The sequence below is a fragment of the Kitasatospora sp. NPDC041917 genome (assembly GCF_055589745.1).
Genome location: NZ_JBVJBI010000048.1, coordinates 1 through 22557 on the forward strand (window position 1 = coordinate 1; position 22557 = coordinate 22557).

Below are 22557 nucleotides of genomic sequence, written 5' to 3' on the forward strand. Positions count from 1 at the left end.
TGCGCCCCCGGCAGGACACCCGCTGGGTGATCAGCCTCCCCGAGGACCAGCAGGACTGACCCCCACCCCTCCCCCACACGGCGGTGCCCCGGGCCTCCCCCAGCCCGGGGCACCGCCGTCTCCCGCTACTTCCCGGGCTTCCACTGCGGGCTGGTGGCGATCGCCCGCAGCTCCGCCGCGGTCATCAGCGGATCGCCCTTCGACGCCAGCGTGACCAGGACCTCCATGCCGTCCGGCCGCATCGCGTCCACGACCAGCACTCCCTTCGGGGCGCTGGCCACCGCGCCGCGCACGAGGAGCTTCGTCCCGTCCGGCAGGGTCTCCGCGTCCTGGTACGACTCCGGTCCCGGCCGGTCGTCGGGGGCCTTCGCCCAGTTCTCGACCGTCAGCGTCAGGGTCCCGGTCCGCCCGCCCCCGGCCAGCTCGAAGTCCGCCCGCAGCTCCCGGCTCCTGCGGTCGGTCACGGTCACCCCGGAGGGCAACAGCCCGGTCAGGACGGTCTCGCGGTCCTGCAGCGACAGGCCCGGGTCGATCGCCTCGGTGTCGACGCCGTCGAACTTGAGGGCCGCGACGACCCGGTCCCAGGACTTGTCCGTGACGACGGCCTTCAGCTGGTCCAGCGTGAGCGGCGGGTTGGGCCGGCTGTCCGGCGCGTCCTTCTCCTGGGGGGAGTTCCACTCGCTGAAGCCGATCAGCCCGCCGTCCGGACGGGTCACCGAGGCGCGCCACTCCTTGGTGGTGGCCCGGTGGTCCGGATACTCGTAGCCCTGGGTGAGCATGAGCTTCGATCCGTCCGGCAGGACGGTGACGGTGCAGGAGTCCATCGAGGCGATCTTGAGGTTCGTCGGGCAGGTCTGCGGCTGGACGTCCTTGGGACGGTGCTTCTGGATGCTGAGGCCCATCAGCGACCGGCCCTGGCCGTCGTCGAAGACCAGGTTGGCGTCCGCGTACCTCCCCCTGTTCTCGTCGGTTCCATGCCCCTTCGCGTCGGACACCTGGCCCTTGGGCAGCAGCGCCCGGAAGGTGGCCACCACCTCGTCACCGGAGACCACCGTCGGAGCGGAGGACTTCACCGAGGTCGGGGTGGCCGCGGCGGCGGCGCTGCCGGTGGCGTCGGGGGTGGTGGCGTCGGGGGTGGCGCCCGCCGGGGCGGAGGCCGCGCTCACCGTGCCCGCGTCCTTGCCGGCCGGGGCGCCCAGGAACACCGCGCCGGTGCCCACCAGGGCCAGCGCGGCCGCACCCCCCACCACGGCGGCGGTCGAGCGGCGGCGCCAGCGGCGGCGGCCGCGCCGGTAGCCGCCCGCGACCAGGTCTGCCTGTTCGGTGCGGAAGCCTTCGCCCGTACGGGTGAGGGCATAGAGAAGATCGTCCTCGAACTTGTCCGGTTCGGACATGGGTGTTCACCGTCTCCTTGCGTCGCGGGTTGCGGGAAGTGCCGTGTCACGGATGGCGGGAAGCGCCGCACGGCCGGGCGCCCGCCGGCCTCAGCGGGCGGCGAGCTCGGTCAGCGAGTCGCCGAGCAGGGCGCGCAGCCGGTTCAGGGCCCTGGTGGTGCGGGTGCGGACGGCGCCGGAGGAGACCCGCATCGCCTCGGCGGTCTCCTCGACGCTGCGGTCCTCCCAGTAGCGCAGCACCAGGACCGCGCGGTCCTTGGGCGGCATCCGGCCGAGCGCGTCGAGGAGGGTCAGCCGCAGGGTGCTGTCGGTGTCGTGTCCCGCCGGCTCCGGCAGGACGTCACTGGGACGCTCGCCGCTGGAACGGCGGCGCTGCTGGGCGAGGAAGGTGCGCACCATGACGGTGTGGGTGTAGGCCGCCGGGTTGTCGATCCGGCCCCGGCCGGTGAAGGCGCTGCGCCGCCACAGCACGTACATCCGGCTGAGGGCCTCCTGCACGAGGTCCTCGGCGTAGTGGGTGTCGCCGCTGGTGAGCAGGCAGGCCGAGCGGTACAGGTGGCCGGTGCGGCCGGAGACGAGTTCCAGGACCTCCGCGTCCTTGGCCTCCCGGCCCGCCCCGATCCACCTCATGCGCCCTGCCCCCCGCGGTCCGCCCTCCCTGACACTTCATCGATGCGGCGGGCGGGCGGCGGTGTTACAGGGGTCCCGGCGGATTTTCGGTGAGCCGGCCCGCGCCGGGCGCCGGGCGGGCACCGGTCGGGCGGGCCTCGGGCGGACAGGCGTCAGGCGGTCAGACGTCAGGCGGTCAGGCGGGCAGGCGCCGGCCGGGCGTCAGTCGGCGGACTTGCGCCGGTGGTCGCGCAGCACCACGCCGCCGCCGATCAGCAGGGCCACCAGCAGCGCGCCGACGCCCACGACGTACGTCGCGGTACGGCCGTCGCGGTCGGCCTGGGTCTCGCCGAGGCCCACCGGGCGCGGCACGATCGGCGCGGCGGCGAGCTGCACCGGGGCGTCCGGGATGGGCTCGTAGGGCGCGTCCTCAGGAGCCTTGGTGACGGCCTTGACCGGGTCCACCACACCCCAGCCGATGAACTTGTCCGGCTCGCGCTGGGTCCGCTGCGCGGTCTGCTCGATCCAGGCCCGCACCTGGGCCGCCTTCCACTTCGGGTGGGCGCTCCTCAGCAGCGCGGCGAGGCCGGAGACGTACGGGGCGGCGAAGCTGGTGCCGTTGTCCACGCACTGGCCGCTCCCCGGCACGGTGGACAGCATGTCGACACCGGGCGCGGCGACCTTCACGAAGCTGCCGTACTGGGAGAACGGCGCGCGCTCGTTGTTGCGGTCGGAGGCGCCGACGGCCAGCACGGTCGGGAAGGCGCCCGGGTAGGTGTCGCCCTCCTTGCCGTCGTTCCCGGTGGAGGCGACCACCACGACGTTGCGCGACTCCGCGTACTCGACGGCGGCCTTCAGGTCCTGGTACCCGCCGAAGCGGGCGTCGCCCGCACCGCGCACGTCCTGGGAGATGTTGATGACCCCGGCGCCCTTGTCGACCGCTTCCCTGATCGCCTGGACCAGGGTGGAGACGTCGCCGTTGCCGTCGCTGTCGTTCTGCCGGATCGAGAGGATCTGGGCGTCGGGAGCCAGTCCGACGAAACCGGTCTGCGGCCGGACCCGGGCGGCGATGATGCCGGCGACCTTGGTGCCGTGACCGACCGGGTCCTCGACGGACGCGCCCTTGACCGGCTCCTTGGTCTCCCGGTTGACCAGCAGGTTGGAGCCCGCCTGGAGCTTGTCGACCGGCTTCTGACCGGAGGAGTCGGCCGGGACCTGGCCCGCCAACTGCGGGTTGCCCAGGTCGACCCCGGTGTCGATGACCGCGACCTTCACGCCCACGCCGGTGGTCTTCCCTCCCTGCCACAGCTCGTTGAGCAGCAGTCGCTGGAGCGACCACGGCACGGTCGGCACATCGGGCGCGTTCTTGGGGCAGTCGCCGGCCGCGGCCAGCGCGGGCCCGCCCTCGGCGTACGCCGGGGCGGCGAGCGGGCCGCCCAGCACCGTGAGCGCGGCGATCGCCGCGGCCGCCTTCCGGGACCCGTGTCGGGACACCCTGCCACCCCTCATGTCGTTCACCCGTGCCGCGCGTCGGGGGCGGGTGCCCGGAATCCGGGTACCCGCCCCCTGTCGTTCCTCAAGGAACCCGAACGTCAGCCCCAGAGCTTGGCGTTGGCGTCCTCGGTCGTCCGGTAGCTCTGCGCGGCCTGCTCCAGCGAGGTCGCGATCTGCGCGCAGGCCTGCTGGAGGTCGTTGGCCTTGGCGTCCCACTTGGCCTGGTGGGCCTGGTAGCCCTGCTGGGCGACACCCTCCCAGCTGGTGGCGATGCGGGTGACGTTGCCCTTGAGGTCGTTCAGCAGGTGGTCGATGCGGCTCGCCGAGGCCTTGACCTCCTCGGCCGCCTGGTGCACGGTCTGGAAGTTGACGAGAATGTGGTCGGACACGTTGTCTCCCTTGACGAGGGTGCGGAGCGCCGCGCGGTCAGTGGCGGACGCTCCGCAGAGCGGTGGAGCGGGGCAGAACGGCGGTCGGCGCGGGTGCCTTGATCAGCGCGAGTGCGGTGATCAGCCCTGGGCCGAGGAGAACATCGCCTTCTGCTCCTCTTCGGTGCTCGCGTAGTGCTTGGTGGTCAGCTCGATCGCGTGCTTGATCGCGTTCAGCGACTCCTTGAGCGCCGCGATGTCCTCGTTGACCCGGTTCTGCAGGCTCGTGTAGGCCGTCGCGGCCGCGCCCTGCCAACCGCCGGTGATGCCGGAGACCGTGCTGATCAGCTTGTTCTTCTCAGCCTCGATCTTGCCGATGGCCTCTTCGATCTGCTTGGCGAATGCCAGCATCTCCTGCGCGGTCATCGTGAACTGACCCTGAGCCATGCTCCACCGTCCCCCATGAGACAACATTTGCGTGTACGGAGGGCCCTGCGGGCCGACCGCCGCCATCACCGGTGTGATGTCCAGCAGCACTGTAGTCGGCACACGCAGCTCGCCCAACATCGATCACCGAGTAGTTACCAGACCATGACACTAAGGCCAATTCGGTTGCCGCGCTTGGCCCGTCAGGCGTTCTGCGGCTGAACGGCGCCCGTCGCCGTCAGCGGCGGGCCGGCCGGCACCAGGTTCGACCACTCCTTCGGCACCGGCAGCGGCCGGACCCCCTGATAGCCCAACCGGGCCTGGTTGCCGCCGGGTTCCTCCGGCTGGCGGCCGGGATCCTGGGCCGTGGCCCCGGGAGTCGGCGTGGCACCGGCCGGCGGGGTCGGCGGCTTCGGGGTACCGCTCTGGCCGGGCTGGGGCGAGGCGCCGGGGCGCGGGCCGCCGTCGCCGTTGGACGGGACGGAGTAGCGCAACCCCGTCTCGGTGATCAGGAAGTCGGTTCCGGAGCCGGCGGCCGAGTGGTCCAGCGAGCGGTAGAACAGACCGTGACCGGGGGTCACGTACGCCGCCCCGGCGCCGTTGTTGTACGGCGCGGGGTACGAAGTCCCGGCCCAGACGCTGCGCTTGGCCGTGGCACCGTCCTCGGCGACGCCGTCGTAGGTGCTGCACACGACCATCCGGGCGTCCTGGCGGTCCTGTTGGTTGTTCACCGGCGCGCCGGTCTTCAACGGCCAGTCCGCCACGGTGCCCTTCAGCGGCGCGTCGACGCCCCATTGGGCGTTGTCGGCCGGGGTCATCTCGTCGCTGCGCGGCTTCTTGTCCTGGTCGTACTTGTAGAGCATCTGGAACGCCGGGTTCTGCCGGATCAGGTCCGCCTGGAACGGCGTGACCAGGTACAGCTGCTCCTTGCCGACCACGTAGTGGCGGTCCTGGTAGTGCACCAGCCGGCCGACCCGGCGGTCGGCCTGGTTGCTCAGCTCCACCTTGGAGTTGGCACCCTGGCTGTCGGCGACCCCGTCGACCTGCGGGAAGGTGACCGGGGTGGCGTCCACCAGGGTCTCCAGCCAGTCCCGCTTGACCCGCTGCGGCACCGCGTTGGGCCCGAACACCGCGGTGATCAGCGCCTTGCGCTCCCTGTCGTCCGACTGCGGGGAGCCGATCAGGTGCCTGCGGCCCTGCGCGTCCACCAGGTACACCGCCGCACCAGCGGCGGCCGGCTGACCCGGCACCGGCGCGGCCGAGACCTGCTGCTCGTCGGCCTGCTGCACCAGCAGCAGCTGGTCCGGGCCGAGCATCCGGTCCTTGGCCGCCAGCGCCGTCGCGTCCGCGCCGGCCGCCACGAACACCGCCTGGTTGACGGTCTCCTGCTTGTCGTCCGAGCCCGGGCGGTCGCACACCGCCCACTTCATCGGCTTGCTCGCGTTGTCCGTGGTCGGCAGCTTGTCCGGCGCGTACGGGATGCCGATCGTCGGCCCGTGGTTCGGGTACCGGTCGAGCACCCCGTCGTCCACCACCACGACCTTGGCGCCCGCGGGCAGCACCAGCCGCGCCGAGGACATGTTGAGCACCTGGTGCAGCCGCTTGGTCTTCTGGTCCTGGTCGATGAGCACCACGTACCGGGTCGTCGACTGCTTGCCCTGGATGATGTTCTTGCCGTCGTCCCACTTCACCGGCGCGCTCGGCTTGAAGACCCCCCAGAGCCCGAACCCGGCCACGAACACCGCCCCGGCCAGCACACTCGGCAGCACCGCCTTCACCGGACGCGGCGCGTCCTCGTCACTGCCGCCACCGGCGGGCAGCAGGAAGGCGCCCACCGTGCGTTTGCGGGCGAAGGTGTACGCGTTCAGCTCGTCCCGGCGCGATGCCATACCTCGTCGTCCCCCTTGTCAGACGTTGTCGGGCGTTGTCAGACCGACCGGCCCCGTGGTCACCCGCCGGGCACGAACCGGCGCGAACCCTCTACGATGCGGCAGCAGACGGTGAGTACGGTACGGGTACGGTCCGCGACACAGCCAGCCGGGCCGCGACAACGGATCAGAGAGGGCCACCGGGGGATGCCAAGCCAGACCGCTCCAGGACGCCGCCGCAGTGCGGGCGGCGGGAGGCCGCGCCGGTCCGGCCGGGCGCAGCACAGCGCACCGGCGAACGAGACGGGACCGGGGACCGGGACCGCCGGACCGCAGCCGACCGGCAGCGGGGGCGGCGGGGCCGTCCAGGTCCGGGTCAACCCCCGACCGGGGCTGCTCGCAGGGCGGTTGAAGCTCCAACAGCTCGTCCTGGTCGAGGTCGCGGCGGCCCTGGTCGCGGTCGGCTGGACGATCAGCCGACCGGTCGCGGCCGGCTTCGGCGCGGTCGCGCTGGTGCTGCTCGTGCTCGCGCTCGTCCCGGTGCGCGGCCGCACCGTCCCGGAACTGCTGCGGGTCCGCGCCGCCCTCAAGTCCCGCCGCAAGCAGGCCAGGACGCTGCTGCCGCCGGCCGGCACCGACCCGGCGCTGGCGCCGGCCCTGGAACTCGAACCGGGGCTGCGCACCTGCACCCACGCCACCGAGGCCGAGTTCGGCGGCCGCCCGGTCCGCCGGGAGACCGGCATGGTCGGCGACGGGACCTTCCTCAGCTCGGTGCTGCTCGTCCAGGCCAAGGACCAGCCGCTGCGCCCGGTGCGCACCGCCCTGCCGCTGCCGCTGGACGTGATCTGCTCGGCGCTCACGGTGGACGACATCACCCTGGAGTCGGTGCAGCTCGTCCAGCACACCCAGCCCGCCCCGGCCCAGCACCTGCCCGAGCAGTCGCTGGCCGCCCGCGCCTACCGCGAACTGCCGGACGGCACCGCCACCCCCGGGCTGCGGCTGACCTGGATCGCGCTCAAGCTCGACCCGGAACGCGCGGCGACCGCCGTCCGGGCCCGCGGCGGCGGCGAGGACGGCGCCCGCAAGGCGCTGCAGCGGGTCACCGACCAGCTGGCCGGCCGGCTCAACAGCGCCGGCTTCAACGCGACCGTGCTGGACGAGCGCGAGCTGATCGCCGCACTGGCCATCGCCACCTGCGCCAACCCGATCGCGGTGGCGGGCCGTCAGGGCACCGGCAGCGGCGGCGGCACCACCCGCCGCACCCAGGAGGGCAACCGGTTCTGGCGGATCGACGACCGCTGGCACACCACGTACTGGATCTCCCGCTGGCCGCAGCTGAGCCGCCCCGGCGGCGCCCCCGGCCGGATCGCCGCGCCGGACCTGGTCAACCTGATCACCGGCTCCCCGGCCCTCGCCAGCACCTTCAGCCTGACCGCCGGACACGGCACCGGCGGCTCGGTGACGGTCAGCGGGCACGTGCGGGTGACCGGCCGCAACGAGAGCGAGGTCGGCCAGATCGGCCGCCAGGTGGAGAGCCGCGCCCAGAGCACCGGGCTCGGCCTGGTCCGGCTCGACCTGGAGCAGGCCCCCGGCATGCTCGCCACCCTGCCGCTCGGAGGGGCTTCCTGATGGCGTACCAGACCTACCCCACCGCCGGCCCCCAGCCCGGCGCCGAGCAGCGCCGGACCCGGCCGCGGATCCTGCCCGGCTTCGGGCTGCGCGGCCCGCGCCGGGAGAAGCACGTGCTGGAGCCGGCCGACCTCGCGTCGCTGGCCTTCCCGGTCGGCGACGACGGCGTGGTGATCGGCGTCGACCCGCAGGGGCTGCCCGCGGTGCTCGGCCTGTTCCGCCCGACCTCGTACGACCTGGTGCTGGTCGGCGGCATGTGGACGGCGCAGGTCATCGCGCTGCGGGCGGCCGCGATCGGTGCCCGCGTCGCGGTGGAGACCGCCCGCGGACAGCTGTGGGGTCCGATGGCCCAGGCGGCCGGCGGCGGCCAGCCGTGCGTGACGGTCCACCAGGTCGGCCGGCTCGGCCCGCAGGGCGCCTCGGTGGCCTCGCCGGTGCTGGTGGTGCGCGACCTCGGCGCCCGCCCGCCGCGCAGCCGGCTCTCCGCCGCCCCCTGGCAGACCACCCTGACCCTGCTGCCCTACCTGGGCCCGAACGCCTCCCGGGTGCTGAACGCGGCCGACCTGGTCGGCGTGCAGCGGATCTCGCCGCAGGAGGCGGAACTGACCGGCCGGATCCTGTCGCTGCCGCCGGAGGACGTGGCCTCCCTGCCCACCCTCGGCGACGACCTGACCCTGTGGGCCACCAGGATGCGCCGCCAGTACGTACGGGCCGTGGCCGGGCAGGCCGAACAGCAGGTGCTCGGCGGGCCGCGCCGGATGGACTGAGCGCCGGCCCGCCGCACCGGGCGGGCCGGCGGGGATGCGAAGCCGCCTTCAACGGGGGTTGCCGTACGGCCTAGTCTTTGATGTGGCAACGGCACCGCTGAACAAGCGGCGGCGAACACGAGGGAGCCAGAGTGAGCAGCGATCGGGACGGCGTCTACGTCGGCGACAACGCGGCGGAGGACGACGACGACTGGTCGGACGCGCCTGACTACACTCCCCCGTCCTGGTACGTCCAGACCGAGCCCGCGGCGGCCGCGAACGCACCGGCTCCGAACGCACCGGCGGCGGGCGCTCCGACGGCTCCGGGCGCTGCCGCCGCGGCCACGACCGCGGCACCCGGTGCCCCGACGCCCGCCGCTGCTCCGGCGCAGGCCCAGCAGGCCCAGGCCCCCCTGCCCGCTCCGGCGCAGCAGCAGGCCGCGGCTCCGGTGCCCGGCCAGGCCGCGCCCCCGGCGGCCGAGGCCACGCCGGCCGCGGTCCAGGCTCCGGCACCCTCGCCGGCACCCGCTCCCGTGCCCGCGGCGCCCGCCCCGCCGGTGCAGGCCGAGGCGCAGCACGTCCCCTTCCCGGTGCCCTCCCCGACTCCGCCGGTCCCCGAGCAGCCGCAGCCCGGTGCCCCGGCATGGGCGCTGCCGGAGGCCGCGGCGCAGCAGCCCGTGCCGCAGCCCTACCCGGCGCCGCCCGCCGCGACCGCAGTGCCGGGACAGCCCGTCCAGCCGGGCCAGCCGCAGAACTTCGCGCAGCCGCCGGCCCAGCCGGCCCCGCCGCAGCACCCCCAGCACCCCCAGGACCCCCAGGGCCCGGCGGCGGCCTGGGACCCGCAGGCCGCGTGGGCGGCCCAGCAGGCCCAGCAGGCGCAGCAAGCCCAGCAGGCCGCCGTCCCGCCGCAGCCCGGTCCGGTGCCGCAGCCCGGCCCGGTGGACCCGCGCCAGGGCGGCTGGCCGCAGCCCGCCGCGTACCAGCAGCCGGCCCAGCCGCAGCCCGGTCCGCAGGGCCTGCCCGGCCAGCCCCTGCCCGGCCAGGCGTGGCAGCAGCAGCCGCCGCAGGCCCCGCAGCCCAGCGCGTTCCAGCAGGCCGCCGCCCCGCAGCAGACGGCGCACGGCGCGCCGCTCGGCTACACCGCCGCCGTCGAGCTGTCCTCGGACCGGCTGCTGCGCAGCCAGCCCAAGCAGCAGCGCCAGCAGCCGCGCTTCCAGTTCGGCGGCAAGGCCGCGGCGGCCGAGAAGGCCCGCCGGCTGGAGATCATCCGCACCCCCGTGCTGAGCTGCTACCGGATCGCCGTGATCAGCCTCAAGGGCGGTGTCGGCAAGACCACGACCACCACCGCGCTCGGCGCGACCCTGGCCAGCGAGCGCCAGGACAAGGTGATCGCGATCGACGCCAACCCGGACGCGGGCACCCTGGGCCGCCGGGTCAAGCGCCAGACCGGCGCGACCATCCGCGACCTGGTGACGGCCATCCCGCACCTGCGCAGCTACATGGACATCCGTCAGTTCACCTCGCAGGACCTGAACTCGGGCCTGGAGATCCTGGCGAACGACGTCGACCCGGCGGTCTCGACCACCTTCAACGACTCGGACTACCGCCAGGTGATCGACGTGCTGGGCCGCCAGTACCCGATCATCCTGACCGACTCCGGCACCGGCCTGCTGTACAGCGCGATGCGCGGCGTGCTGGACCTGGCCGACCAGCTGATCATCGTCTCCACCCCCAGCGTGGACGGCGCCTCCAGCGCCTCGACCACCCTGGACTGGCTCTCCGCGCACGGTTACGCGGACCTGGTGCAGCGCAGCATCACGGTGGTCTCCGGGGTGCGCGAGACCAGCAAGATGATCAAGGTCGAGGACATCGTCGCGCACTTCCAGACCCGCTGCCGCGGCGTCGTCGTGGTGCCGTTCGACGAGAGCCTGGCGGCCGGTGCCGAGGTCAACCTCGACATGATGCGGCCCAAGGTCCGCGAGGCCTACTTCGATCTGGCCACCCTGGTCGGCGAGGACATCGTCCGGGCCCAGCAGGCCGCCGCCCAGCAGGCCGGCTGGCAGCAGCAGGCCCAGGCGCAGGCCCAGCCGGGCTACCCGCAGCCGTACGCCGACCCGCAGCAGCAGCCCCAGCCGTACCCGCAGCAGGCCGGCCAGCCCGCCCCGGGGGCACCGTGGGCCCCGCAGCCCGGCCAGGTCCCGCCGCCCCCGCCCGGGTACGGCTACCCGCCGCAGCCCGCTCCCGGGGCGCCCTGGGGGCAGCAGCCGGGACCGGGCTACGGCTACCCGCCGCAGGCGCCCCAGCAGTGAAACGGCGGAAGGGGCCCACCGACCTGGTGTCGGTGGGCCCCTTCCGGCGTTGCGGCGCTCAGACGCCGTCGGTCAGCTCACGGGCCCGCTTGACGTCGTCGGCCATCCGGTCCAGCAGCGCGTCGATGGAGTCGAACTTCTCCATCCCCCGCAGGTAGGCCAGGAAGTCCACGGCCACGTGCATCCCGTACAGGTCCAGGCCGACCCGGTCGATGGCGTAGGCCTCCACGGTGCGGGCGGTGCCGTCGAAGGTCGGGTTGGTGCCGACCGAGATCGCCGCCGGCATCCGCTCGCCGTCCGCGGTCAGCCAGCCCGCGTACACGCCGTCGGCCGGGATCGCGCTGTGCGGCACGGTCTCGACGTTGGCCGTCGGGTAGCCCAGCTCGCGGCCACGCTGCGCGCCGCGCACCACCACGCCCTCGACCCGGTGCGGGCGGCCCAGCACCTCGCCCGCGCCGGCCATGTCCCCGGACTCGACCAGCCGGCGGGTCAGGCTGGAGGAGAACGGCTCGCCGGCCCCGGCCGTACCGCACACCTGGAGGTCGACCACCTCGACCTCGAAGTCGTCCGCCCGGCCCAGCTCGCCGAGCAGCGCGACGTCCCCGGCGGCCCGGTGGCCGAAGCGGAAGTTGGGGCCCTCGATGACGACCCGCGCGCTCAGCGCGTCCACCAGCACCTGCCGGACGAAGGTCTCCGGGGACTCCTGGGAGAACTCGGTGGTGAACGGCAGCACCAGCACCGCGTCCACGCCCAGCTCCGCGATCAGCTCGGCGCGGCGCGGGTGCGGCGCGAGCAGTGGCGGGTGGCTGCCCGGCCGGATGACCTCGCGCGGGTGCGGGTCGAAGGTCACCACGACCGCCGGGAGACCGAGTTCGCGGGCCCGCTCGACCGCCCGCCCGATGATCAGCTGATGCCCGCGGTGCACCCCGTCGAACGAGCCGATGGTGACGACGCTGCGTCCCCAGTCCCCGGGGATCTCCTCCAGGCCACGCCAGCGCTGCACCTGACCGCTCCTTGTTCCGTACGGCGCGTACCCTCTGTACGCTCAAACGCTCAAAACCCGAACCCCTATAGCGTGCCATGCGCCTGCCCCGGCTCAGGCACCGGAATACGGGTTGAGCCCGCCGAGGGCCCCGCCGCCCGCCCGGACACGGCCCGCTCGGCCTCGGCGGCGGCGTACTGAGGGTCCCGTCCGGCCGCCGTCAGGGCCCGCATCCGGGCCAGTCGGGGGCCGTCCGGGGCGGTCGGCGCGGCGCCGGACGGCCAGCGGGCGAGCAGCCGGGCGAAGGCCGCCGACCGTCCGGCGCAGCGCACCAGCAGCTCGTCCGCGCCCGGCAGCCCCGGGGTGGCCCGGGCCAGCACCGCCCGGGCCCGGGCGGGATTCTCGGCCGCGCAGTGCTCGGCGAGCCGTTCCACGGCGGTGGTCAGCACCGCCGGGTCGGCCTCGGTGGCGAGCAGGGTGTCCAGCAGCTCGCAGCGCAGCGCGTCCGCCGCCGGGTCGGCCACCGGGACGGACAGCACCTCCGCGAACGGCCGCCGGACCTCCGCCCCGCGGGCGGCCAGCGCGACGCCGAGCAGCACCCGCAGCTCCAGCCGGTCGGCCGGGCCGACGGCGCCGGCGCGCCCCAGCCGGCGGCCGAGGTAGTCGACGGCGACCGGCCCGGCCGGCGCCGGGTCCGCCCGCAGCAGCCCGGCGGCCAGCTCGGCGCCCCGCCGCACGGCCGCCGGGGCGGTCGCGTCGGCGAGCACCCGCAGCGTCTCGGTGAGGACCGCGCCGGGGCCGGCCGACCGGGCGGCGAACGCGGCCAGGACGGGCTCCGGGTCGCTCTCCAGGGCCGGGGCGAGCGCCCGCGGGGTGAGGAAGGCGTCGCCGCCGGCCCGGAGCCGGGCGAGGGCGGCCGGCAGGTACGCGGAGCGGGTCGCCGGGTCACCGACCAGCAGGGCCAGCGCGGCCCCGTGCAGGCCGGGCTCGTCCTCCCGGGCGAGCAGGGTCAGCGCGGTGTACCGCAGCAGCTCCGCCCCGGCACCGGAGGCGTACGGGGCGGTCCGCAGCGCGTGCACGGCGGCCGCGACGTGCCGTTCGGGCCGCCGGTCGTGGCTCCAGCGGTCCACCGCGCGGCAGAGCGCGGACGGCTCCTCGGCGGCGAGCACGGTCAGCAGTGCGTCCGCCCTCGGGTGCGCGGCCGCGGCCAGCGCGTCGGCCAGCTCGTCCAGGGCGAGCCGGCGGTGGGCGCGCAGCAGGTCGTGGGCGACGTCGGCGACGGTGCGGCCGGGGCGCCCCGGCAGGCCGCGCGCGTCCTCGAACCAGGCACAGAGCAGCGGGAACACCGCGACCGGGTCGGCGCGCAGCCGCTCGGCCACCGCGGCGAGGTAGCGCTGCCCGGGGCCGTCGGCGGGCATCAGGCGGCGCAGCAGGTCGAGTTCGGCCTCGACGGGCAGGCCGAGGCCGGTCCAGAAGGCCGGGCCGAAGCGGCCGAGTCCGGCCGCCCGGAGCGCCGCCGTGCCCGCCGGGCCCGCCCGTTCGGCGATCCGGGACGCCAACTGGTCGAGCAGTGCCCGGTGTTCGGCCGGGTCCGGGCCGACGGTCAGACCCGCGGCGAGCAACCCGGCGGCCCACCAGGCGGGTTCACTGCCCGGCGGGCGGAGGTCCAGGGCGCGCCAGATCCGGTGCAGCCACGGGTCGAGGGCGCCGGCGCCCCAGGTCTCGGCCACCCGGCGCAGCGCGGCGACGACCGGGCCGATCCGGTGCCGGGGGACGGCGTTCGCCCCGTCGGCCGGCTCCCCCGCGCGGTGGCCGCCGGGCTCCTCCGGCTCGTCGGCCGGCCAGGGCGCGGTGTCCTCGGCCTCGCCGAGCAGCAGCCGCAGCGCCGCGTCCAGGTCCAGATGCCGGCCCTGCAGCCAGTCCGCGAACTCCCCGTGCGCGAAGCGGAATCCGGGCCCGGCCGGGACGAACAGGCCCTCGGCGAGCACCGCCGTGGCCCAGCCGCCCTCGACCGGGAACAGCTCCTCGAAGACGGCGTGCTCCAGCCCGCCGTCCGACCGGCCGCCGAGCATCCGCCGGGCCGCCTCGTGCACCCGCCCGGCCACCGCCGCCGCGAGCCGGCGCACCCGCCGGTGCCGCGGCGTGCCGGGCCGCACCGCGCCCCGGCGGTGGGCGCCCGGGCGGCGCGGCCGAGCCTCCTCGGCCAGCCGCTGGGCCACCCGCAGGCAGCGCAGGTCCAGGAAGGCGCCGAACAGGTCGCCCCGGCGCACCGGCCCGTCGTGCAGCCCCTGGGCCCACAGCTCCCCGGCCAGCCGGACGGCCAGCGGGTGCCGGGCGTCCTCGGCGGCGGCCGGGTGCCCGGGGGGCAGCCCGTACCGGCGGCGCACCCGCTCGGCCGCCTCGGGGGGCAGCGGGCCGAGCCGCTGTCCGGCCAGGCTCGGCCCGCCGTGGCCGCGGCCGTCCATCCGCACGGTGGGGGCGCTGCCCAGGTCCCCGTGCGGGTGCGGCTCCTCCGTCCGGCGGGGGCCCGGGGTGCCGCTGCCCCAGGTCTCGGCCGCGAGCAGTTCCCACAGCTCCTCCCCGCAGGCCGTCACCAGCCGGGCCCCGCAGCCGGTCAGCCACTGGCCGGCGCCGCGCAGCCAGCGCGCGTCCACCGGCAGCGGGGCCTCCTCGGGGCCGTCCAGGACCACCAGCAGCGGCCGGCCGGCCGCCGCGCACAGCGCGGCCACCGGCTCGGGCGCGGGCGCCGGGGTGCCGAGTCCGGCCGCCGCGGCGGCCAGCGCCCGCTCCACCGGCTCGGCGAGCGACCGGTCGTCGGCGTGCAGGTCGGCGCCGCGCAGCCAGAGGGTGGGCAGCGGGTGGGCGCCGCCGTGGCGGCGGGCGGCCAGGGCGGCCAGTTCGGTGGTGCGCCCGCTGCCGGGGGCGCCGACCAGCACGGTGACGGTCGCGGCCGGAGCGTCCCCGGCCAGGCCGTCCGGCCGGTCCACCCGGTCGGCGGCCAGGTGGGCCACCCGGCCCGGCCCGGCACCGGCCGCCGTCACCTGGGCGGCGGTCAGCCGCAGCACCCCGGCCAGGTTGAGCGCCGGGCCGTAGCCGGGCACCGCGGCCGCGTTGCCCGCCAGCAGCCCGGCCAGCGCCTCGGCTCCGCCCGTCCCGTCCGACGGGCCCGCCCCCACCGCCACGGCCGGCAGCGCCCCGCCGTGCCGGGGCCCGCCCAGGGCGGGCGCGGCCAGGGCGACCACCGCCCCGCTGCGGGCGTCCAGCACCGGCGAGCCGGCCGGTACCGCGACCCCGCCGACCACCGGCACGTCCAGCAGCAGCACCCCGCCCAGCCGGTGCCCGCGGTACGCCGCCGCGGTGACCCCGAGCAGCCCGCAGCGCAGCGCGACCACCCGGCCGTCCTCCCCCGCCAGCGCGGGCAGCAGCACCTCCCGCGCGGCCGCGGCGGGGGCCAGCGGCAGCGGCGGCACCGGCAGCCCGCCGACCGCCTCGGTCCGCAGCAGGGCGAGGCCGTACCCGGGCAGTGGCAGCACGGCGTCCGGGCCGAGCACCCTGGTCTGCCCGCCGGGGGTGTGCAGCACGATCCGGTCCAGGCCGGCCACGCTCTCGTGCGCCGTCAGCACGCTCCCCTGCGGGTCGGCGACGAACCCCAAGCCGTGCAGCCGCCCGTCGAGGTCGCGGATCCGCAGCAGGTACCGCCCCGGATCGCCCTCCGGAAACCCCGGCATCCCGTACCCCTTCGGCCGTCGCTCGCTCGCCGTCGGGAGCCTGCCCGCCGGAGCGGCGCCCCGACCGCGCCCGCGCCGCTCACCACGGGCGTTCGCTCCGCGCGCTCCCTCGTGCGGGTGAAGGTGCCGCGGGAACGGCGGAGCCCCCGTCGGGATGACTCCCGACGGGGGCTCCGAACAGCGGTGGGGCCGTCAGCCGACGAAGACCGCGACCGGCTTCGCCTGCCCGCCCTTCTCCTCGACCAGCGCGAGGAAGCGCCCGTCCGGCCCGTACACCGCGATCGGCCCGTCCACGCCCATCCCGGGCGCCTTCAGCCGGGCGCCGTGCGACAGCTTCTGCGCCGAGGCCTCGTCCAGGTCCCAGCGCGGGAAGGCGGCCGCCGCGGCCTCCGCGATCGGCAGCACCTCCAGCCCCTTGGCGTCCTCGCCGGTGACCTCCGCCTCCAGCTGCTCCAGGGTGCGCGCCGACTCCACCCCGTACGGCCCCACCTTGGTGCGCCGCAGCGCGGTCAGGTGGCCGCCGACGCCGAGCCCGGCGCCCAGGTCCCGGGCCAGCGCCCGGATGTAGGTGCCGGAGGAGCACTCGACGGTGACGTCCAGGTCGATCACCGGCGTGCCGTCCTCGGCGACCGCCGCGCGCTGCTCGTGCACGGTGAAGGAGTGGATCGTGGTCGGCCGGGCCGCGAGCTCGAAGTCCTCGCCCTCGCGCACCCGGGCGTACGAGCGCTTGCCGTCGATCTTGATCGCGCTGACCTTGGACGGCACCTGCATGATCTCGCCGGTGAGTGCCGCGATCCCGGCGTCGATCGCCTCCCGGGTGACGGCGTCGGCCGGGGCCGAGGAGGTGACCTCGCCCTCGCGGTCGTCGGTGACGGTGGTCTGGCCGAGCCGGACGGTCGCCTCGTAGGTCTTGGCGGTGAGCATCAGGTGGCCGAGCAGCCGGGTGGCCCGCTCGATGCCGATCACCAGCACGCCGGTGGCCATCGGGTCCAGGGTGCCGGCGTGGCCGACCTTCCGGGTCCCGGCCAGCCACCGCAGCTTGGCGACGACCCCGTGCGAGGTGATGCCCTCGGGCTTGTCGACGATCACCAGGCCGTCCGGGCCGGTGCCTTTGCGCTTCATCGGGTTCTTTCTCTCAACAACATCAGCAGAGATGATCAACGTACCGGTCGCAGCGCGCCCCGGAACCGCTCGACCACCACGGCCACGTCCTCCCGGACGCTGAATCCGGCCGCGTGGACGTGCCCACCGCCGCCCAGTTCGGCGCAGGCCGCGGCGACGTCCACCACGCCCCGGGAGCGCGAGGAGCCGCGCAGCGTGCCGTCCGGGTCCTGCTTCAGCACCAGCGCCACCTCGGCCTCGGCCGGGCGGCGCAGGATGTCGATCAGTCCCTCGATCTCCTCGACCGTGACGCTGAACAGCGCGAGGTCCTGGTACGGCACCCAGGTCCACACCAGCCCCAGCCCGTCGGCCGCCTCCGGCTCGTAGACGGCCCGGTCGAGCGCGCCCGCGAGCACCTTGAGGTAGCCGAAGGACGAGGTGTCCCACAGCTGCCGGGAGATCAGGTCGTGCCGGATGCCGGTGGCCAGCAGCCGGGCGGCCAGCTCGTGGGTGGCGGGCGTGGTGGCCCGGTACTTGAACGAGCCGGTGTCGGTGGCCACACCCGTGTAGAGGCAGGTGGCCAGCTCCTCGTCCAGCTCGACGCCGAGCCGGCGCAGCAGCTCGTCGACCAGCACGGCGGTGGCCGGAGCGGTCGGGTCGATCAGCTGGTGGGTGCCGAAGCCCGGGTTGGAGGCGTGGTGGTCGAACACCACCAGGACGGGCGCGGCGAAGGCCTTGTCGTGCAGCAGGCCGAGCCGGCTCTCCGCGGCCACGTCGAAGCAGAGCACCAGCTCGGGCACCTCCGGCACCGCGGCGGCCGGCACGATCAGCTCCTGGCCGGGCAGGAAGACCAGCGACTCGGGCACGATCTGCGGATCGTCACCGAAGGAGACCCGCACCTGCTTGCCGAGCGCGCGCAGCGCCAGCGCGGCCGCCAGCGAGGAGCCCAGCGCGTCGCCGTCCGGGCAGATGTGGCAGATCAGGTCGATCGAACGGGCCCGCCCGATCTCCGCCACCACCTGCTGCCAGATCAGCTCGAACCCGCTCTCCTCGGTGCGCGGGCCCGGGACCGCCGCGAGGGCACCCTCCACCGTGCTGGTGGAGGACGCCCCCGTGGTCGATCCGGCTCGCGGGGCGGCCCGCGCCGGCTCACCCGCCATGACTACTCGTCCTCGTCGTCACGCTCGGACGCCGGAACCCGGTACGGGTCCGCGCCGCCGGCGTAGTCCGCCCCCGCGGCCTGGGTGCGCACGGCGGCGTCCGAGGTGCGGGCCCGGTCGAGCAGGTCGTCGATGTTCCGGGCGTTGTCCGGCAGCGCGTCCGCGACGAAGGTCAGCGTCGGCGTGAAGCGCACGCCGATCTTGCCGACCTCGGAACGGATCACGCCCTTGGCGCTCTCCAGCGCGGCCGCGGTGGCCTCGCGCTCGGTCTCGTCACCGAAGACGGTGTAGAAGACGGTGGCCTCGCGCAGGTCTCCGGTCACCCGGGTGTCGGTGATGGTCACGAACCCCAGACGGGGGTCCTTGATCCGCCGTTCCAGGGTCTGGGCGACGACCACCTGAATGCGGTCGGCGAGCTTGCGCGCCCTTGCGGTGTCGGTCACGTTGCCTCCTCGTGCAGTGGGCCCGGTACCCGGGTGAGCTGCGCACCCGTCGGGGCCCACGCCCCAAAGTACCGGCCCGCGCCCGGCCTTGCGGGCGCTCTCGGTCCTGATCCGTGTGAGAACGGCGACTTCCGCCGACCGGCTCCACGGGCCTCATTCATCGTCGTCGTTGTGGTAGCGCCTCCTCGCGGAGAGGAGTTGCACCTCGGGGCGGCCGGCGACCAACCGCTCACAGCTGTCCAGGACCTCGGTGACGTACCCGGCTTCGCCGGCCACCACCGCCAGACCGATCTCGGCCCGGCGGTGCAGGTCCTGGTTCCCGGTCTCGGCAGCGCACACGCTGTACTTGCGCTGCAGTTCGGCCACGATGGGCCGCACGATCGAACGCTTCTCCTTGAGCGAGTGGACGTCGCCCAGCAGCAGGTCGAAGGTGAGTGTTCCCACGAACATGTATGACAGGTCTCGCCGACCTGGAAGGCCTCGGGGAGCAACCCGGAACCGGGCCGGCTCCGCTGTGTCCGACTACTTCCCGGACCCTACACAGCGAGACCGGGGCCGGTCGACGGAAATACCACCCGTCGACCGGCCCCGGCTGACACCGACTAGGCGCGCGGCTTCTCGCGCATCTCGTAGGTCTCGATGATGTCCTCGACCTTGATGTCGTTGAACGACCCCAGGGTGACACCGGCCTCGAAGCCCTCGCGGACCTCGGTCGCGTCGTCCTTGAAGCGGCGCAGACCCTCGATCGAGAGGTTCTCCGCCACGACCTTGCCGTCGCGGATGAGGCGGGCCTTGGCGTTGCGGCGGATGATGCCGTCGCGGACCAGGACACCGGCGATGTTGCCGAACTTGGAGGAGCGGAAGACCTCGCGGATCTCCGCGGCGCCGAGGCGCACCTCCTCGTACTCCGGCTTGAGCATGCCCTTGAGGGCGTTCTCGATCTCCTCGATCGCCTGGTAGATGACCGAGTAGTACCGGACGTCCACGCCTTCCTTGTCGGCCGCAGCGCGCGCACGGCCTTCGGCGCGCACGTTGAAGCCGATGATGATGGCGTCCGAGCCCATCGCCAGGTCCACGTCGGACTCGGTGATGGCACCCACACCGCGGTGCAGGACCCGGAGCTCGACCTCCTCGCCGACGTCCAGCTTGACCAGGGCGTCCTCAAGGGCCTCGACCGAACCGGAGACGTCACCCTTGATGATGAGGTTGAGCTGCTCGATGGAGCCGGCGGCGATCGCCTTGTCCAGGTCCTCCAGGGACACCCGGACCCGACGCTGCGCGAAGGCGGCGTTGCGGTCGCGGGCCGAGCGCTTCTCGGCGATCTGACGGGCGGTGCGGTCCTCGTCGACGACGATGAAGCTGTCGCCGGCGCGGGGCACCGAGGTCAGACCGAGCAGCAGCACCGGACGGGACGGGCCGGCCTCGGCGAGGCTGTTGCCGTTCTCGTCCAGCATCGCGCGGACGCGGCCGTAGGCGTCGCCCACGACGATCGAGTCGCCGACGCGGAGGGTACCGCGCTGCACGAGCACGGTCGCCATGGCGCCGCGGCCCTTGTCCAGGTGCGCCTCGATGGCGATACCCTGCGCGTCCTGCTCGGGGTTGGCCCGCAGGTCCAGCGAGGCGTCCGCGGTCAGGACCACGGCCTCCAGCAGCTGGTCGATGTTCAGGCCCTGGCGCGCGGAGATGTCGACGAACATGGTGTCGCCGCCGTACTCCTCGGCCACCAGACCGAACTCGGTCAGCTGACCGCGGACCTTGGTCGGGTCGGCGCCCTCGACGTCGATCTTGTTGACGGCGACCACGATCGGCACACCCGCGGCCTTGGCGTGGTTCAGCGCCTCGACCGTCTGCGGCATGACACCGTCGTTGGCCGCGACCACCAGGATCGCGATGTCGGTGGACTTGGCACCACGGGCACGCATGGCGGAGAACGCCTCGTGACCCGGGGTGTCGAGGAAGGTGATCGGGCGCTCTTCGCCGTTCACGACCGTCGCCACCTGGTAGGCACCGATGTGCTGGGTGATGCCACCCGCCTCACCGGCCACCACGTTGGACTTGCGGATGGCGTCCAGCAGGCGGGTCTTACCGTGGTCGACGTGACCCATGACGGTGACGACCGGCGGGCGCGGGGCCAGCTGGTCCTCGTCGCCCTCGTTGGCGCCGAAGTCGATGTCGAACGACTCCAGCAGCTCGCGGTCCTCGTCGTCCCGGCTGACGATCTCCAGGACGAAGCCCATCTCGTCCGCCAGCAGCTGCAGCGTGGCGTCGGAGACCGACTGGGTCGCGGTGACCATCTCACCGAGGTTGAACATGACGGAGACGAGCGCGGCCGGGTTGGCGTTGATCTTCTCCGCGAAGTCCATCAGCGAGGCGCCGCTCGACAGGCGAACGGTCTGGCCGTTGCCGCGAGGCAGCATCACACCGCCGACGGACGGGGCCTGCATGGCCTCGTACTCCTGGCGCTTCGCCCGCTTCGACTTGCGACCGCGAGCCGGGCGACCGCCCGGGCCACGACCGAAGGCACCCTGCGTGCCACCACGGGCACCCGGGCCACCGGGACGACCGCCGAAGCCGCCGGGACGCGGGCCGAAGCCACCGCCACCGCCGGGGGCGCCGCCACCGGGACGCGGACCGCCGAAGCCACCGCCACCGGCCGGACGCGAGCCCGGACCGGCCGGACGGCCCTGGAAGCCGGGACGGGCACCGCCGGCACCCGGACCACCCGGACGGCCGCCGGGGCCACCCGGACCACGGCCACCCGGACCCGGACGCGGGCCGGCCGGACGCTGCGGCATCATGCCCGGGTTCGGGCGAGGCATGCCGGACGGGGTCGGACCACCGGGACGCGGCGCGGCCGGACGCGGCATGCCGTCGGGACGCGGGGCGCCACCCGGACGGGGGGCACCGGCACCCGGAGCACCGGCGGGACGCGGACGGTCGCCACCGGGACGCGGGGCACCACCCGGACGGGGGGCACCCGCACCCGGAGCACCACCCGGACGGGGGGCACCGGCACCCGGAGCACCGGCGGGACGCGGACGGTCGCCACCAGGACGCGGACGGTCGCCGCCCTGGGCACCGCCCGGACGCGGAGCACCGCCCTGACCGCCCTGACGGCGGTCGCCGGGGCGGCCCATGCCGGTCGCGCTGCCCGAGGTGAACGGGTTGTTGCCCGGACGCGGACCGGCCGGACGCGGGCCCGGACGGGCACCGCCGGTGGCCTGGCCGCTGGGGCGCGGGGCCTGGGCGGCCGGACGCGGGGCGTCACCGGCCGGAGCCGGCGAGGAGAACTCGGCCGCGGGTGCGGCCGGGGCCGCCGGAGCGGCGGGACGCGCGGCCGGGCGCGGGCCCGGAGTCGGCGCACCCGGAGCCGGCGTGGCCGACTTCGGGGCGGCGGGGGCGGCCGGCGCGGAAGGCGCGGCGGCAGCCGGGGTCGGACGGGGACCAGGGGTCGCGCTGGGGCGCGGACCCGGGGTCGGGGCCCCCGGCTTCGGGGAACCCGAGCCGGCGGTGGGGGAGGGCGCCGCGGACTTCCGCGGACCCGGCTTGGCGGCGGAACCACCAGTGGGGGCCACACCAAGCGCGTCAGTCAGCTTGCGCACGACCGGCGCCTCGATCGTCGAGGACGCCGAACGGACGAACTCACCGAGCTCGGTGAGCTTGGCCATGACGGCCTTGCTCTCCAAGCCAAGCTCCTTGGCGAGTTCATAAACCCGGACCTTAGCCACTTCACTCCTGTCTATGAGTCCGGGGGTCTCGTCCGCCGGACTGTCGCTACTTCATGGGCGTACCCATCGCGTACTCATCGCGTACTCATCGAGAGCTCATCGCAATCTCGACCTACTTCCACATCGCGAGGTACCTGACTGGTGGCACGGCGCGCGGCTTCCCGAGCGCTGTGCTTGTTGCGGTGGTTCTCCGCCGCGCGAGCGGCGGCCGTCGCGGGAGGCGGCCCTGCTACGAGGCTTCGCCCGCCCGCTCCCCGATGAACCCGCGGAGCCGCTCGGTGTCGAGCGCGCCCTGGAGCCGGAAGGCCCGGGGGAACGCCCGACGGCGGACCGCGAGGTCGAGGCAGGTCGGATCGGGGTGCAGATGAGCGCCCCGGCCCGGGAGTGCGCCACGGGGATCAGGGACGCACTCGCCCTCGACCGCCGTGACACGCAACAGCTGGTGCTTGGCCGCGCGCTTGCGGCAGCCCACGCAGGTGCGTTCCGGGCGTGCTCGGACATGCGTCCGGCCAGACGAAGGCAAGTCTACCCCTCCGAAGCGACATGGCGCCGCCCCACCGAACCCGGAGGAC

At 74.9% G+C, this 22557-nt stretch carries 17 protein-coding genes; 3 read left to right on the forward strand and 14 right to left on the reverse strand.

Features of this window, described 5'->3' with window-relative positions; genetic code table 11:
• Positions 1–125 precede the first annotated feature (125 nt).
• The 6 genes from ACZ6EM_RS34935 to ACZ6EM_RS34960 all read right to left on the reverse strand — a co-directional run bounded on the left by ACZ6EM_RS34935 (position 126) and on the right by ACZ6EM_RS34960 (position 6180).
• Positions 126–1394, reverse strand: a complete 1269-nt coding sequence (locus tag ACZ6EM_RS34935; protein ID WP_465774180.1) for a hypothetical protein — start codon at positions 1392–1394, stop codon at positions 126–128.
• A 90-nt stretch (positions 1395–1484) separates the two neighbouring features.
• Positions 1485–2024, reverse strand: a complete 540-nt coding sequence (locus tag ACZ6EM_RS34940) for a SigE family RNA polymerase sigma factor (RefSeq protein ID WP_465774181.1) — start codon at positions 2022–2024, stop codon at positions 1485–1487.
• Positions 2025–2225: 201 nt separating this feature from the next.
• The gene (gene mycP / locus ACZ6EM_RS34945) at positions 2226–3497 is read right to left on the reverse strand and encodes a type VII secretion-associated serine protease mycosin (protein ID WP_401055303.1); all 1272 of its coding nucleotides are present in this window, start codon (positions 3495–3497) and stop codon (positions 2226–2228) included.
• A gap of 98 nt (positions 3498–3595) precedes the next feature.
• The gene (locus ACZ6EM_RS34950; RefSeq protein WP_465774182.1) at positions 3596–3886 is read right to left on the reverse strand and encodes a WXG100 family type VII secretion target; all 291 of its coding nucleotides are present in this window, start codon (positions 3884–3886) and stop codon (positions 3596–3598) included.
• A gap of 120 nt (positions 3887–4006) precedes the next feature.
• On the reverse strand, positions 4007–4312 hold the full coding sequence (locus tag ACZ6EM_RS34955; protein WP_401053681.1) for a WXG100 family type VII secretion target: 306 nt from the start codon (positions 4310–4312) through the stop codon (positions 4007–4009).
• Between the two features lie 182 nt (positions 4313–4494).
• On the reverse strand, positions 4495–6180 hold the full coding sequence (locus ACZ6EM_RS34960) for a type VII secretion protein EccB (RefSeq protein ID WP_452180831.1): 1686 nt from the start codon (positions 6178–6180) through the stop codon (positions 4495–4497).
• 387 nt (positions 6181–6567) lie between these two features.
• Here ACZ6EM_RS34960 and eccE point away from each other — a divergent pair, with 387 nt between their 5' ends.
• The 3 genes from eccE to ACZ6EM_RS34975 all read left to right on the forward strand — a co-directional run bounded on the left by eccE (position 6568) and on the right by ACZ6EM_RS34975 (position 10843).
• Positions 6568–7788 (forward strand): type VII secretion protein EccE, encoded by a 1221-nt coding sequence (eccE, locus tag ACZ6EM_RS34965; protein WP_452180832.1) that lies wholly within the window; start codon positions 6568–6570, stop codon positions 7786–7788.
• On the forward strand, positions 7788–8555 hold the full coding sequence (locus ACZ6EM_RS34970; RefSeq protein WP_452180833.1) for a hypothetical protein: 768 nt from the start codon (positions 7788–7790) through the stop codon (positions 8553–8555). Before eccE ends, ACZ6EM_RS34970 begins: the two co-directional genes overlap by 1 nt.
• Positions 8556–8686: 131 nt before the next feature.
• On the forward strand, positions 8687–10843 hold the full coding sequence (locus tag ACZ6EM_RS34975; RefSeq protein ID WP_465774183.1) for a MinD/ParA family ATP-binding protein: 2157 nt from the start codon (positions 8687–8689) through the stop codon (positions 10841–10843).
• Between the two features lie 58 nt (positions 10844–10901).
• On the opposite strand, the gene ACZ6EM_RS34980 is transcribed toward ACZ6EM_RS34975, so the two are convergent.
• The 8 genes from ACZ6EM_RS34980 to ACZ6EM_RS35015 form a co-directional block, all read right to left on the reverse strand.
• A complete protein-coding gene (locus tag ACZ6EM_RS34980) occupies positions 10902–11846 on the reverse strand; it encodes a bifunctional riboflavin kinase/FAD synthetase (protein ID WP_401046151.1) in 945 nt (314 codons plus the stop codon).
• Positions 11847–11911: 65 nt separating this feature from the next.
• Positions 11912–15553 carry a serine protease gene (locus ACZ6EM_RS34985; RefSeq protein WP_465774184.1) on the reverse strand — a complete coding sequence of 1214 codons (3642 nt, stop codon included), beginning with the start codon at positions 15551–15553 and terminating at the stop codon, positions 11912–11914.
• 192 nt (positions 15554–15745) lie between these two features.
• On the reverse strand, positions 15746–16675 hold the full coding sequence (truB, locus tag ACZ6EM_RS34990; RefSeq protein ID WP_359909139.1) for a tRNA pseudouridine(55) synthase TruB: 930 nt from the start codon (positions 16673–16675) through the stop codon (positions 15746–15748).
• 35 nt (positions 16676–16710) lie between these two features.
• Positions 16711–17814: a DHH family phosphoesterase gene (locus ACZ6EM_RS34995; protein ID WP_401046157.1), complete on the reverse strand. Its 1104-nt coding sequence runs from the start codon at positions 17812–17814 to the stop codon at positions 16711–16713.
• 2 nt (positions 17815–17816) lie between these two features.
• Entirely contained in the window at positions 17817–18257 is a 441-nt protein-coding gene (gene rbfA / locus ACZ6EM_RS35000; RefSeq protein WP_359909144.1) for a 30S ribosome-binding factor RbfA, read from the reverse strand.
• Positions 18258–18410: 153 nt separating this feature from the next.
• The gene (locus ACZ6EM_RS35005) at positions 18411–18707 is read right to left on the reverse strand and encodes a DUF503 domain-containing protein (protein WP_030311386.1); all 297 of its coding nucleotides are present in this window, start codon (positions 18705–18707) and stop codon (positions 18411–18413) included.
• 152 nt (positions 18708–18859) lie between these two features.
• Positions 18860–21985 carry a translation initiation factor IF-2 gene (gene infB / locus ACZ6EM_RS35010; RefSeq protein ID WP_452179572.1) on the reverse strand — a complete coding sequence of 1042 codons (3126 nt, stop codon included), beginning with the start codon at positions 21983–21985 and terminating at the stop codon, positions 18860–18862.
• A 229-nt stretch (positions 21986–22214) separates the two neighbouring features.
• Positions 22215–22457 (reverse strand): YlxR family protein, encoded by a 243-nt coding sequence (locus tag ACZ6EM_RS35015; RefSeq protein WP_359909151.1) that lies wholly within the window; start codon positions 22455–22457, stop codon positions 22215–22217.
• Positions 22458–22557 lie beyond the last annotated feature (100 nt).